This window comes from Aeromicrobium sp. EU05-FHT14F07 (assembly GCF_058790455.1).
Genome location: NZ_JBYTCR010000025.1, coordinates 26,548 through 39,519 on the forward strand (window position 1 = coordinate 26,548; position 12,972 = coordinate 39,519).

Annotated in this window: 12 protein-coding genes and 1 tRNA gene; 7 read left to right on the top strand and 6 right to left on the bottom strand. The window is 72.3% G+C overall.

The genetic code is table 11. The features are described from left to right. Positions 1–171: 171 nt before the first annotated feature. Positions 172–480, bottom strand: coding sequence for a GIY-YIG nuclease family protein (locus AC3WRM_RS17130; protein ID WP_067860615.1), 309 nt, complete (start codon positions 478–480; stop codon positions 172–174). Between the two features lie 595 nt (positions 481–1,075). Between AC3WRM_RS17130 and AC3WRM_RS17135 the strand changes: the two genes are divergently transcribed. From AC3WRM_RS17135 to AC3WRM_RS17155, 5 genes are read left to right on the top strand one after another with little or no spacing between them, the layout of a single operon-like run. Further along, the gene (locus tag AC3WRM_RS17135) at positions 1,076–1,789 is read left to right on the top strand and encodes an ABC transporter ATP-binding protein (protein ID WP_492249764.1); all 714 of its coding nucleotides are present in this window, start codon (positions 1,076–1,078) and stop codon (positions 1,787–1,789) included. Then, complete coding sequence (locus tag AC3WRM_RS17140) at positions 1,786–2,583, top strand: ATP-binding cassette domain-containing protein (RefSeq protein ID WP_492249746.1); 798 nt, start codon at positions 1,786–1,788, stop codon at positions 2,581–2,583. Before AC3WRM_RS17135 ends, AC3WRM_RS17140 begins: the two co-directional genes overlap by 4 nt. Beyond that, entirely contained in the window at positions 2,580–3,869 is a 1,290-nt protein-coding gene (locus AC3WRM_RS17145; RefSeq protein WP_492249745.1) for an MFS transporter, read from the top strand. The genes AC3WRM_RS17140 and AC3WRM_RS17145 overlap by 4 nt, the downstream gene beginning before the upstream one ends. Then, complete coding sequence (locus AC3WRM_RS17150) at positions 3,866–5,377, top strand: ABC transporter substrate-binding protein (protein ID WP_492249744.1); 1,512 nt, start codon at positions 3,866–3,868, stop codon at positions 5,375–5,377. Before AC3WRM_RS17145 ends, AC3WRM_RS17150 begins: the two co-directional genes overlap by 4 nt. Further along, positions 5,370–7,124, top strand: coding sequence for an ABC transporter permease subunit (locus AC3WRM_RS17155; protein ID WP_492249743.1), 1,755 nt, complete (start codon positions 5,370–5,372; stop codon positions 7,122–7,124). The genes AC3WRM_RS17150 and AC3WRM_RS17155 overlap by 8 nt, the downstream gene beginning before the upstream one ends. A 40-nt stretch (positions 7,125–7,164) precedes the next feature. Here AC3WRM_RS17155 and AC3WRM_RS17160 read toward each other — a convergent pair whose 3' ends face one another. The 4 genes from AC3WRM_RS17160 to AC3WRM_RS17175 all read right to left on the bottom strand — a co-directional run bounded on the left by AC3WRM_RS17160 (position 7,165) and on the right by AC3WRM_RS17175 (position 10,225). After that, the gene (locus tag AC3WRM_RS17160) at positions 7,165–8,052 is read right to left on the bottom strand and encodes a hypothetical protein (protein ID WP_492249742.1); all 888 of its coding nucleotides are present in this window, start codon (positions 8,050–8,052) and stop codon (positions 7,165–7,167) included. Between the two features lie 116 nt (positions 8,053–8,168). Beyond that, complete coding sequence (locus tag AC3WRM_RS17165; protein WP_492249741.1) at positions 8,169–9,056, bottom strand: hypothetical protein; 888 nt, start codon at positions 9,054–9,056, stop codon at positions 8,169–8,171. A 54-nt stretch (positions 9,057–9,110) separates the two neighbouring features. After that, positions 9,111–9,431, bottom strand: coding sequence for a Dabb family protein (locus AC3WRM_RS17170; RefSeq protein ID WP_492249740.1), 321 nt, complete (start codon positions 9,429–9,431; stop codon positions 9,111–9,113). Beyond that, positions 9,428–10,225: an MBL fold metallo-hydrolase gene (locus tag AC3WRM_RS17175; RefSeq protein WP_492270933.1), complete on the bottom strand. Its 798-nt coding sequence runs from the start codon at positions 10,223–10,225 to the stop codon at positions 9,428–9,430. The genes AC3WRM_RS17170 and AC3WRM_RS17175 overlap by 4 nt, the downstream gene beginning before the upstream one ends. A gap of 80 nt (positions 10,226–10,305) precedes the next feature. Between AC3WRM_RS17175 and AC3WRM_RS17180 the strand changes: the two genes are divergently transcribed. Both AC3WRM_RS17180 and AC3WRM_RS17185 read left to right on the top strand, forming a co-directional pair. After that, complete coding sequence (locus AC3WRM_RS17180; protein ID WP_492249738.1) at positions 10,306–10,728, top strand: VanZ family protein; 423 nt, start codon at positions 10,306–10,308, stop codon at positions 10,726–10,728. A gap of 70 nt (positions 10,729–10,798) precedes the next feature. Continuing rightward, a tRNA-Ser gene (locus AC3WRM_RS17185) sits at positions 10,799–10,885 on the top strand. 382 nt (positions 10,886–11,267) lie between these two features. On the opposite strand, the gene AC3WRM_RS17190 is transcribed toward AC3WRM_RS17185, so the two are convergent. Beyond that, positions 11,268–12,599: an ISL3 family transposase gene (locus AC3WRM_RS17190; RefSeq protein WP_492249737.1), complete on the bottom strand. Its 1,332-nt coding sequence runs from the start codon at positions 12,597–12,599 to the stop codon at positions 11,268–11,270. Positions 12,600–12,972: the final 373 nt, after the last annotated feature.

Genomic DNA, 12,972 nt, shown 5'->3' on the forward strand with positions numbered 1-12,972 from the left:
ACCCACCGCTGGTCGAGTAGCTGCCACGCGCGAGGGACGAGCGCCGTGGCTGCGTATCGAGACCACCCCGCAACGGCTCAGCGCGACCCGACTCCCAGCGTCCGCTTGGAATGGTCTCGACCTCCGTCAGCTCCTTCGTCGCGACGTCGACTACTCGACCAGCGGTCAGGTTCACTCGCGCCAGGGGCGCGGGTCGCGTCGACGGAAGTCCTTGCGGGCGAGGGTGGGGAGGAGGTCGTAGTCGCCGCGGATCAGCGCCTCGCGCTTCGCCCGCGACCATCCCTGCACGCGCTTCTCCGCCGCGTAGGCGTCCGCGACGTCCTCGAACTCGTACGCGTAGACGAGCTCGACCGGTCGACGGCATCGGGTGTACTCCGCACCGATCCCCGTCTGGTGCTGGTAGAGACGCGACTCCAGGTTCCGGGTGCTGCCGACGTAGTAGCTGCCGTCGGAGCAGCGCAGGATGTACATGTAGGCCATCACGTCAGTGCATCGACGATGTCGACGTCGGTCGAGCTGGCGTCCACAGCTGCGGGTTAACTCCCAGCGACAGTGTGGAGTGGTCTCGATACGTCGCCCCACGCCTCGTCCCTCGGCGGAGCCGACTACTCGACCAGCGGTATCGCCGGTCGAGTAGCAGGGACGAGCTTGCGAGGTCCCTGCGTATCGAGACCACCCAGCAACGGATCAGCGCGAGCCAACCCCCAGCGAACGCTCAGAGTGGTCTCGATACGCCTCCGCCAGCTCCTTCGTCGCGGCGTCGCCTACTCGACCAGCGGAACCCTTCGCTGGTCGAGTAGTCAGGACGAGCTTGCGAAGTCCTGACGATGGAGCCGTCGCAGTGGGGCGTAGCCGCGACGGAGCGAGACCACCCGGCAACAGCCCAGCGCGGGCCAACCCCCAGCGAAAGCGTGGAGTGGTCTCGATACGCCTCCGTCTGCTCCTTCGTCGCGACGTCGGCTACTCGACCAGCGGAACCCTCCGCTACTCAACCAGCGGAAGGGTGGTTGCGGAGAAGAACGAGAGAGTGGGGCGCTGATCAGCTTCATATCGAAGTGACTACCATTCCCATGTGATGGAGCGAGGAGCGGTGGCGGTGGAGGGCCTCTCGGTGGGGGTGGGGGCGACCCTGCTCGTGCGCGACGTGTCCTGGCGGCAGGCGCCGGGGGAGCGGGTGGCCCTGCTCGGACGTTCCGGCTCGGGCAAGTCGACGATCGCACGCGCCGTCGCAGACGTCAGCTCGCCGACACTGCGCGTCCAGGGGCGCGTCAGCGTCGGCGGCAGCCGGCCCGGTCGACCGCGCGCGTCGCTCGTCGCCCAGGACTCGCAGGTCGCGCTGAACCCGCTCACCCCCGTCCGGCGACAGCTCGCGCGACCCCTCCGATCCGCAGGGCTGCGTGGCGCCGCCCTCGACGCACGCCTCTCCTCCCTGCTCGCCGACGTCGGGCTCGACGCGACCGCCGTGCTCGACCGGCTGCCCGCGGAGCTGTCCGGCGGGCAGCGCCAGCGGGTGTGCATCGCGCTCGCGATCGCCGTCGACGGTCCCCTGCTCGTCGCCGACGAGCCGACCAGCGCGCTCGACGTCGTCACACGTCGCCAGGTGGTCGACGCACTGCGCGCCACCCGCTCGACCCTCCTGCTCATCACCCACGACCTCGAGGTCGCGCAGGCGCTCTGCACCCGCGCGCTGCTCGTCGACGGCGGCCACCTCGTCGCCGACGTCGACCTCACGACGCTGCTCGACGGGCCGGACCGGCACCTCGCGCACGACCTCGGACTCGTCGCATGAGCGCAGCCGCCACCACGGCACGCTCCGCAGGCACGACGACGAGCCCGACGGTGCACGCCCAGGGCGTCGGCGTCCGGCTGGCCGACGGCACCGACGCCCTGCTCGACGTCGACCTGCGGCTCACGTCGACGACGGCGCTGGGCCTCGTCGGACGCTCCGGCGCGGGCAAGTCGACGCTGGCGCGCGTGCTGCTCGGCCTGCAGCGTCCGACGTCGGGCACGGTGCTCCTCGACAGCACCGCGCTCCCCCGGCGCGGCGCGGCCCTGCGACGGTTCCGGCGCAGCCTCCAGTACGTGCCGCAGGACCCGGCCGGCAGCCTCGACCCGCGCCGCGACGTCGCCGCCTGCCTCACCGAGCCGCTGCGCAGTCTGGCCATCGACGACGACCACGACACCTCCGTCGAGCGCGCCCTCGAGGCCGTCGGGCTCGACACGACCTTCGCGCGACGCCGGTGCTCGAGCCTGTCCGGCGGGCAGGCGCAGCGGGTCGCGATCGCCCGCGCGATCGGCACCGGCGCGACCCTCCTGGTGGCCGACGAGCCGCTCAGCTCCGTCGACGTCGGCCTGCGTCGCGACCTCGCCGCGCTGCTGCACCACCTGCACGTCGACCACGGGCTCGGGCTGCTGCTCGTCACCCACGACCTGCACGCGGTGTCGTCGGTGTGCAGCACGGCGGCCGTCCTGCACGACGGCCGCGTCGTGGAGCACGGCAGCACCGCGCAGGTGCTCGACGCGCCCACCCATCCCGCGACCCGGGCGCTCGTCGACGCGTCCCGTCCGGGGGCGTTGGGGTGACGCGGCGTGCCGCGCCTGCACCCCTGCTCGGGGCGCAGCTGGTCTTCAACGTGGGCTTCTACGCGGTCGTGCCGTTCCTGGCGATCGTGCTGCGCGACGACTACCTGCTGTCCGGCGCCGCGATCGGCCTGGTGCTCGGCGCCCGCACCTTCGCGCAGCAGGGCCTCTTCCTGCTCGGGGGCGTGCTGGTCGACGCGCTCGGCGCGCGCCGACTCATCCTCACCGGCTGCGCGGTGCGGGTGGCGGGCTTCGGCACCCTCGCCCTCGCCGACGACCTGCCGACGTTCGTCGCCGGCGCCGTGCTCACCGGACTCGGTGGCGCATTATTCTCCCCTGCGATCGAGACGCTCGTGGCCGCCGCCGAGCAGGCTCGCCCGAGCGCGGCGGGCACGCGCGCGACGCTCTTCGCCTGGCTCACCGTGGTCGGCGAGACGGGTGCCGTCGTCGGCCCGCTCGTGGGGGCGCTGCTGCTCGACTGGGGCTTCTCGGCCGTCGCGGGATCGGGCGCCGCGCTGTTCAGCGTCACGGCGGTCGCGCTGGCGCGGCTGCTGCCCGCCGACCCTGCGCGCCCCGACGGCCACACGCTGCGCACCGGGCTGCGCGACGTCGCCTCGGGCCTGAGCCTGCGGCACCGCACGTTCGTGCTCTTCGCCGTCGTGCACGCGGTCAACCTGCTCGCCTGGAACCAGCTGTACCTCGGGCTGCCCGTGGAGCTGGAGCGCATCGGACGCGGCGCCGGCTCCTACGCCGCGCTGCTCGCGGTGGTCTCCGCCGTGACCATCAGCCTCCAGCTGCCGGTGGCCCGCCTCGCCCGACGCCTTCCCAGCCGCGTGGTGCTTCCCGTCGGCTACGGGCTCCTGGCGTCGTCGTTCGGCGTGCTCGCCGTCGCAGCGGCCGTCCCGGGCACGGCGACGTCGCTCGCGCCCGTCACCGCGTCGGTGGTGCTCCTGACCTTCGGCCACCTCGTCGTCGGCCCCGCCGCGCTCGACCTCGTGCCGACCTTCGCCGCCGGGAGACGCCTCGGCTCCTACTACGGCCTGCTGGCGACGTGCGGTGGCGTGGCCGTGCTGGTGCTGTCGGTCCCGCTCGGCGCGTTGTACGCCAGCGCCGACGTCACGTCGCTCGCGGCGTCGCGCCCGTGGGCGCTGCTCGCCGGGCTCGCGCTCTGCTCGAGCGTCGCGGCCGCCGTGCTCCTGCGTCGGCCGCTCGCCGCACCACCCCTCAGCCCCGCGGAAGCTCACCGCCCCGCACCACCCAACCGCTCGCCCTCGAAAGGACCTCGATGACCCCCCTCCGCCCCCTGCTGCGCACCGGCACCGCCGCCCTGGTGCTCGCTCTCGCCTCCGGCTGCTTCGCCGGCGGCAGCGGCGACCAGGCGAGCGACGGCCGCATCTCCGTCGCGATGATGCAGCCCCCTCGCTCCGGCCTCTCCCCGCTCAGCGACGACGCGTTCAAGCTGTCGCGCTGGAGCACCGCCGAGACGCTCGTGCAGCTCGACGCCGACGGCGTGGCGCAGCCGATGCTCGCGACGTCGTGGCAGCGCACCGACGACACGACGTGGACGTTCGACCTGCGCGGCGACGTCACCTTCCACGACGGCACGCCCCTGACGTCGAAGGAGGTCGTGGCGTCGCTGCAGACCGCGGCCCAGGCGTCGCCCGTGCCGCGCATCCTCGACGGCGTCGAGCTCACCGTCGAGGCGCCCGACGACGACACCGTCGTCGTGACGACGGCCGCGCCCGACCCGCTCGTGCCCCAGCGGCTGTCGAGCCCGCAGCTGTCGATCCTCGCGCCGAAGGCGTACACCAGCAAGGCCGTGAATCCGGTCGGCGCCGGCACCGGACCGTTCGAGCTGGTGAAGGTCGATGGCACGTCGGGCGCGACCCTCGACCGGTACGACGACTACTGGGGCGAGAAGGCGAAGGCGTCCGGCATCGACGCGCGCTTCGTGCCCGACGGCACCGCCCGCGCAGCCGCGCTGCGCACGGGCGACGCCGACGTCGTCGAGTCGGTGCCGGTGGGCCAGGTCTCGCAGCTCGACGAGGACCTCGTCATCGAGGTGCCCATGCCGCGCACGAACACGCTCTACCTCAACACCACGAAGGGCCCGTTCAAGGACCCGGCCGTCCGCGCCGCCGCGCGCGAGGCGATCGACCGCGCGCGACTGGTGAAGGACGTCTACGAGGGACGTGCCGACGAGGCGAAGGGCCTGCTCGGCCCCGCGCTGCCGTGGGCGGCCGACCTGCGCGCCGACCCCGAGTACACGCGTCTCCTCGCCGAGCGCGCGAAGCCAGCGAAGGTCGACGGCGTGAAGATCACCTTGGGCACGTTCACCGACCGCGCCGAGCTGCCCGAGGTGGCGGTGCTGCTCGAGCAGGAGCTCGAGGCCGCCGGCTTCGTCGTGCAGCAGGACGTGCGCGAGTACCAGTTCATCGAGGCCGACGCGCTCGACGGAGCGTTCGACGCGTTCATCCTGTCGCGCGCGACCGTCCTCGACTCCGGTGATCCGGTCGCCTACATGGCGTCCGACTTCGGCTGCGAGGGCGGCTTCAACATCGCCCAGCTCTGCAACGACGACGTCGACGCCGCGCTCGACCGCGCCGCCGGCGTGGAGCCCGGTGCGGAGCGTCAGCGTCTGACGATGCTCGCGGAGGCGCAGGTGCTGCGCCTCGACGCCGCCGTCCCGCTCCTGCACGAGCGCGTGATCCAGGGCGAGGCGCAGGGCGTGTCGGGGGTCGAGCGCGACCCGCGCGAGCGGGACCTCATCGACGCCGACAGCAGCGCCGGTGCCTGAGCCGCGGCCCCGTCGCGACGCCGTCGTCACGGCGGCGTCGCGACTGCTGGCGGCGTCGGGCCTGCTCGCCCTCGTCGGCGCGCTGCCATGGCTCGCCTCGCGCGACCCTGCCCTCACGGTGCTGCGCGCGCGGTACGCCGACCGCGAGGCCACTCCCGAGGCGCTCGCGGCGGTCCGTGCCGACCTCGGCCTCGACGCCGGCCCGTTCGCCCTCCTCGGGCAGTGGGTCTCGGGGCTGCTGCGCGGCGACCTGGGGACGTCGTGGATCAGCGGCCGCCCGGTCGGGCCGGGCCTGCTCGACAACCTGAGCGTCTCGCTGACCCTCGTGGGCTTCTCGCTCGTGGTGGCGTTCGCGGTCGCTGCCGTGAGCGTCGCCCTCGCGATGCGGGCCGGGCTGCGCGGACGTCCGTCGTTCGGGTCGGGGTCGGGCTCGGTGCTGCTCACCGCCCTGCCGGAGTTCGTGCTCGCGACCGTGCTGCTGCTCGTCGGCGCGGTGTGGCTGGGGTGGTTCCCGCCGTTCGGGTGGGACGGCCCGAGCCAGGCCGTGCTGCCGGCCCTGGCGCTCGGGCTGCCGGCCGGAGGCCTGCTCGGTCGGCTCACGGCCACCGCGGTGACCGCCGTGTTCACCGAGCCGTGGGTGACCACGTGGCGGGGCGCCGGCTTCACCCGCCGTGAGGTGGCGCTGGCGGTGCTGCGTCGCGCGGTGCCGTCGGTGCTGCCGCAGCTCGGCCTCGTGGTCGTGGGCCTGACGGGTGGTGCGGTCGCCGTCGAGGAGGTCTTCGCGATCCCGGGCATCGGTCGCGCGCTGCTCGGTGCGGCCGCGGCGCAGGACCTGCCCGCCCTGCAGGCCGGTCTGCTGCTGCTCGTGGTCGTCGCGGCCGTGGCGGGGGCGCTGGCGTCGCTGCTCGCTCGTCTGATGCTCGGCCGGGCGGTGCGGCTGTCCGCGCTGTCGCTGCCGGAGCCGGTCGTGGTGCTGCGCCGTCGCGACCTCCTGGTGCCGGGCGTCGCGGGAGCGCTCCTGCTCGTCGTCGTGGTGGCCGGGCTCCTCGGCGACCCGTCGACGTCGGCACACCCTCGCCTCGCGCCGCCGTCGCCGGGGCTGTGGCTGGGCGCCGACGCCAGCGGTCGCGACGTGCTCGCGCGGGTCGGCCACGGCGCGGTGACGACCGTCGGCACGGGTCTGGTGGTGCTGGTCCTGTGCCTGCTGATCGGGCTTGCCGTCGGGTGCCTGTCGCACGCCGCGACCGGACCGATCGAGATCGCCAACGCCGCACCACCGGTGCTTGCGGGCCTCGTGGTGGCTGCGGTGGCGGGACCGTCGCAGCTGGGTGCCGCGGTCGCCGTCACGGCCGTCAGCTGGGCGCCGCTGGCCGCGCACACATCGGCTCTGCTCCGCGAGGCGGGGTCGCAGCCGCACGTGGCCGTCCTGCCGGTGCTCGGGGTCGGACCGCTACGACGCCTCGTGCGGCACACGCTGCCGGCCGTGGTGCCTGCGGTCACGCGTCACGCCGCCCTGCGGCTTCCGGGCGTCGTGCTGGCCCTGGCGTCCCTCGGGTTCCTCGGTCTCGGCGCGCGTCCGCCCCGACCGGAGTGGGGGCTCGTGCTCGCCGAGGGCTCGGCCTACGTCGAGCGCGCCCCCTGGACGGTGCTCGGCCCAGCCGGCGCGCTGGTGCTCGTGTCGGTGCTCTCCGTCGGCGCGACGGCCGTCCTCACCACCCGCCGCACCTCCCGCGCTCAGACGCTCTGAGCGTCATCCCTGGTCTCGCGACATGGTCGCTGGCCGACCGCTACCGTCGAGCACTCCTCGCGAGACGCGGGATGTCGCTGGCCGTGCAGCCAAACCAGTCCGGGGTGCCTTGAGTCTCGAGATCTCGGGCATCGATGTAGGCACACTCCATCACCGCGGGCCCTCCGCCGACCCCGGGGGCGACCTGCAACGTCGTCGTCGCGCCGGGGGGAATCTCCACCTGCTGCGTCTGGGCCGCGAGCCGACCGTCCGCGAGGTCGACCGCCAGCGTGCCGCGGAACCCCGCCCGGCCGGCCAGCTGCAGGTCGCCGTCGAGCACCTCGCCCGCGTCGAGGTTGAGCGAGAGGGGTCGGCGATCCCCTGTGCACGTCGTAGGGCCCTCCGGACAGCTCTCCGTGTCCAGAGGTTCACCGACCGCGTCAGTCGTTCCGTAGAGCGGTACGTACGCCGTCTGACCCGCCGAGCTGCACTGAACGGTGACGCTCACCTCGGTGCCGTCGGCGCTCTCACCCTCCCCCTCCAGGCGAAGGTGCCGAAGGCCCTGCTTCGCCGTCCCCCCTTCTGCGGTGCTGGAGAACTGGACCAGGTAGCGAGTGTGCCGAAAGCGAAGTGCGTTGTCCTCGAACCAGTCCCTGACGCGGGGACCACACGCGTCAGGGGTCTGTTCGTCCGCGGGGAACGCATCCCAGTCGGCGTCGGCCGCGACGACCACCTGCGTGAACGGCGGCTCTCCCGCCTGCATCGACAGGACGAGATCACCCTCCTCCGGCCGGTGGTCGTCGAGGAGGTCGGCGTAGTCAGGGACCACGTTCACCGCCAGGACCAAGCCCCCGACGACCAGCCAGACAACGGGATGCGCGCGCAGCACCTCCACGAGGCCAGAAGCCAGGCTCGGCAGTGTGGTGCGCCGTCTCTTCGTCACGATCACGTACTACACCCCGCGCGGGGGCTCGACAGCCGGAACGATGACCTGAACCATGGCGATCGGACGGACCTACCGGTCCCCTACCTCCCAGACGGCTCGACCCTCCGTGGGACGGCCGGTCAGGGCTGGGTGAACTTCTGGCCCTGGTCCTCGCTGACGTAGCTCTGCGGGTCCTCGCCGACCACGGCCGCGACGAGGGTGTCGTTGGCGGCGATGCCTCGGGCAGGGTCGCCGACGATGCAGCCGCCCGGCGCCCAGGTGCGACCGGAGTCCTTCGTGCTGAACAGCTGGGCGGCGCAGCCCTCGTAGCGGGCGAGCGCGTAGCCGGCGTTGAACGTCGTGAACACGGCGGTGCGGCTGTTGTCGAGGCGGCCGAGCAGCAGCCACTTGCCGCCTCCGTCGCCGCTGCCGACGACGTCGCCGTCGATGCAGGTGACGCGCGCGAAGTCGTCGTCGATCTGCGACAGCGACGAGAAGGTGCAGCCGGGCTTCGACTCGCCCCTCGACGGGGACACCGCGACGGTCGGGTCGGACGGCGACGTGTACCAGCGGGTGATCATCGGGTCGTCGACCCAGGTGGCGCCGCCGTCGGTGGAGGAGCGCTGACGCGCCTGGCAGTCGTCGCCGGCGCCGACGACGGTCAGCTCGCCGCCCGAGCGTGCCTGGACGGCGGTGATGACCTTGAGCTGGGGGTCGCGCTCGGTGGGCGACGCACCGTTCTTCGTCGAGGTCCACAGGGTCGCGCTCATGCGTCCCTCGCAGGCGCCGCGGGTGGCGAACACCCACGTCCCGTCGTTCGCGAGGTCCATGGTGGCGGCCTGGGCGGGCTTGAAGTCGAACGCCTGCTGGTTCGTCTGCCGCTCCGGGGTGGGCGACTCGGTGGCGGCGGCGGGGCCGAGACCGCTGCCGGGCGGTGCGCGGTGGACGTGCTGGAAGACCAGGACCACGAGCACGACGTCGACGAGGACGAACGCGACGAGCGCGATCAGGGACAGGGGCTTCGGCACGTGGCCGAGTCTAGGGGCCGGACGGCCCACCGTGGCCTACTCGCGCGGACCGGTTCACGTGATCTCGTCGGCGTCGCGCCCCTGGGGTTCGGGGTAGTCGCCCACCCACCAGTCGGCGGTCTCGCGCAGCCGCGCACCGGCCTCCGCGTGGCGGGGGTGGCGCTGGAACGTCCGGAAGGCGGCCTCGCTCTCGAAGAGGGCGTTCTCGACGATGACGACCCCCTTGCGGGTGTCGTCGGAGATCCGCACGGTCCACTCCAGGACGCCCGGCAGGTCGTGCAGGCCCGCGAGCGCCGCGACGGCCGCGTCGCGGGTGGCGTCGTCGGTGTCGTCGTGCAGCCGGAAGAGGACGACGTGCCGGTACGCACCACTCACGTGGCCGGGCCGTCGACGAGCTCGTCGGTGATGCGTCGGTCGTGCGCGGGCACGACGAGCACGTCGGGCAGGGAGGCCAGACGTCGCAGCTCGCGGTGGTTGGCGCGGATGCGGGCGCGGTCGCGGCCGACGGTCAGCTCGTAGACGCGGAGGACACGCACGGGCGCGAGGCGCTGGCCCTGAGGGCTGTGGTCGCTGACGTGGCTGGCGTCGAAGACGGCGTCGCCGGCGTGCAGGACGACCCCGTCGGGAGTCTCGACGGCGACGGCCGCGTGGCCGCGCGAGTGGCCGGGCATGGGCACGAGGACCACACCGGGCAGCACCTCATGCCCGGTGAGTCCGTAGCGCCACTCGTCGCCGCGGCCCTCGTGCAGCACGAAGCGGGGCCCGTGCTCGAGCTGGACCGGCCGGTAGCGGGCGCGGTCGAGGAGGTCGGGGTCGGTGACGGCGGCGGCGTGCTCGTCGGCGGTGGTGTGCACGGCGGCGTCGGGGAAGTCGGACAGTCCGCCCGCGTGGTCGAGGTCGAGGTGGGTGAGCACGACGTGGGCGACGTCGGACGCATCGTACCCGCGGGCCCGCAGCTGGTGCAGGACGGTGTGGTCGGGGTCGCCGTCGGGCCGCAGCAGGTGGCGGACGGGTCCGAACCGACGGGCCGGGTCGGCGACGTCGGCGGTGCCGAAGCCGGTGTCGACGAGGACGAGTCCGTCGGCGGTGTGCAGCAGGAAGACGTGCGCCGGGAGCCCGCGGAGGTTGACGGGGTTCATGACGGCTGCCCTGAGGTGCTCGACGCGCATGTCGCTCATGGTGGCAGAGGTGCGGTGTGTTGGGTCACGAACGGCGGTGGGCGTGTGGAGGCGCGCCCTAGGCTCGGGGGATGCGCCGCTCCCCCACCCACGTCGTGCTGGCGCTCGTGTATCTGGCGGCGTTGGCGGCGATCGCGTTCTGGCCGACCCCGGTCGACCAGGGCGTGGACGTGCTGAACTCGTGGCCGGTGCGGTGGCTGGAGTCGTCGTTCGGGATGCCGCGCCCGGCGGGCTATGACGTGGTGCAGACGGCGGCGAACGTCGTGCTGTTCGTGCCGCTCGGCTGGCTGGCCGTCGCGTTGACGCGTCTGTCGTGGTGGCAGGTGACGGCGGCGGGCTTCGTGCTGTCGTCGGGCATCGAGGTGGGCCAGGCGCTGCTGCGTCCGGAGCGGTTCGCGACGGTGTCGGACGTCGTCGCGAACACGTCGGGAGCGCTGCTGGGCGCGGTCGCCGCGACCCTGCTACTGCGCCGTCGCGTGCCGGTGGAGGCGTGAGGGTCGGCCCGATTCGTCCCGCAGGGTCGGGCCTCGCTATCCTGTACCGGTTGCCGCCCGGCGGCGACGTGGAGATGTCGCATAGTGGCCTAGTGCGCCCGCCTGCTAAGCGGGTTGAGGGTTAAACCTCTCGCGGGTTCAAATCCCGCCATCTCCGCCGAACGACCGAGGACTCCCAGCGCTCTTTGCTGGGGGTCCTCGGTCGTTCAACGAAGGCGTCGGGATTTGGGAGGAGCCGCGAGGAACGAGCGGCGACGGTTCCCGCCATCTCCGCAGACGTGAGAGACTCCCAGCGCTCTTTGCTGGGGATTGCCGTTCACGTACGTGTACGTGTTCGCCGTCAACGGATCCGTCGTCACCGACAGATCCGTCGGCGGCGCAGCCACCCGATACGTGTCCGGCAAGCAACTCTGCCCCGCCATCACGACCCGACTCCAGGTCAGATCAAGTTGCATCCCACCAATGCGACAGTCGCCAGGGGTCAATCAACCACATCAAGATCACGCCACAAATGCGCCGGCAAAACCATTACCGGCTCTTCACAGACCGGGGTGTAGTAGGGGTCTGAAGCCGCCGGTCTCAAGCAGGCTCCTGGCGATGTAGTTGGTCAGGTTGCGGAACCCGAGCGCGCTGCCGCGTAGATGCTCGAGGCGTCCGTTGATGGCCTCGGTGGGTCCGTTGCTGGTGCCGGGGCGGTCGAAGTAGGCCAAGACGTCCTCGGCGCGCTTGGTCAGGGTCCGGCCCAGGGTGATGACCTCGACCAAGGCCTTCGGGACGCCGGTGCTGATCGAGTCGATGAGCTTGGTCATGAGCTCTCGGCCGCGGCGTCGGTCGGGGTCGCGGTAGGCGGTGACGATCCGCTGGTAGATGCCCCAGGTCGCCTCGACCTCGACGTGCCTGTCGTCGGCGAACAAGGCGCGCAGCCGGTCGGCTTGTTTGTCGGTGAGCAGGTCGGACCCGGTGTGCAGGGTCCGGCGGGCGCGATACAACGGATCGTTGCGGCGGCCGCGGTGGCCGTGGAGGTCTTGCTGGACCCGGCGGCGGCACCGGTCCAAGGCGTCCCCGGCCAGGCGCACCACGTGGAAGGGATCCATGACTGCGACCGCCTCGGGCAGTTCCTCGACCGCGGCGGTCTTGAAGCCGGTGAACCCGTCCATCGCCACCACCTCCACGCCCTGACGCCAGTCCTCAGGACGGGCTGCGAGCCAGGTCTTGAAGACCTTCTTCGACCGCCCCTCGATCATGTCCAGCAGCCTGGCGGGGCCGGTGCCGGCGCGCACCGCGGTCAGGTCGATGACCACGGTGACGTACTTGTCGCCGCGCCTGGTGTGGCGCCACACGTGCTCATCGACCCCGATCGCGGTGACACCGTCGTAGCGGTGCTCCTCATCGATCAGCACCCGCCTGCCCTCGGCCAGGACTGCGTCGTTGGCGGTGCCCCACGCGACCCCGAGGCCCTCGGCGACGCGACTCATGGACAGGTGCCCGACCACGATCGCCTCCAACGCCCACCGCAGCCCACGACGTGAGAGCTTGGCTCGGGGTTCGGCGGCGCGGTGGGTGTCTTGGCGCCACACGTGCCCGCATCCGGCGCAGCGGTAGCGGCGCACCGTGATGCGCAGCGTGGTGGGTCGCCACCCGAACGGCTCATGGGCCAGCTCGCGGATCACGGTGTCGCGCGGGACGCCTTCGGCCCCGCAGCGACGGCACCACCGCTCAAGTGAGCCCTCGGGCTCGACGACCTTGCAGGCCAAGACCGCCCGCTTCTCCTCGAGCCGTTGACCGGTCACGATCAGCCCGAGCTCATCGAGGCGGCAGAAGGTCGTCAGATCAGCGCAGGCGAAGGCGCCCGCACGGGTAGCGTCGTGCACGTCGAGGTCTTTCGGGTGGCTGGCCTAGGAACCGCCATCTTCGAAAGACCTCGACCTCTATCCCGGCACCGACGCGCCGACCCCAGCCGCGTCGTCCGCTACACCCTCAACTGTGAAGAGCCTGAATAGTTCATTCTTCCATTGGACCAAGCTTTAGAAGAGTGTCGCGCCCTCTGGTTCTGGGTTGATCGCGGCCGGGATCGGTTTGAGCGCCTCGTACGGATCGACCACTCGACTACGGTGCTTGCTGCGCACGTCCGCGTACAACCTCCGTAGTTCCGGGCTACCTAGGTAATGCGGCCCTTCGTACCTGCGGTGGGGGCAGTGAGCGACTTGGCATGACGCGGTCGGGGTGAATGGGGTCGAGGCCCTC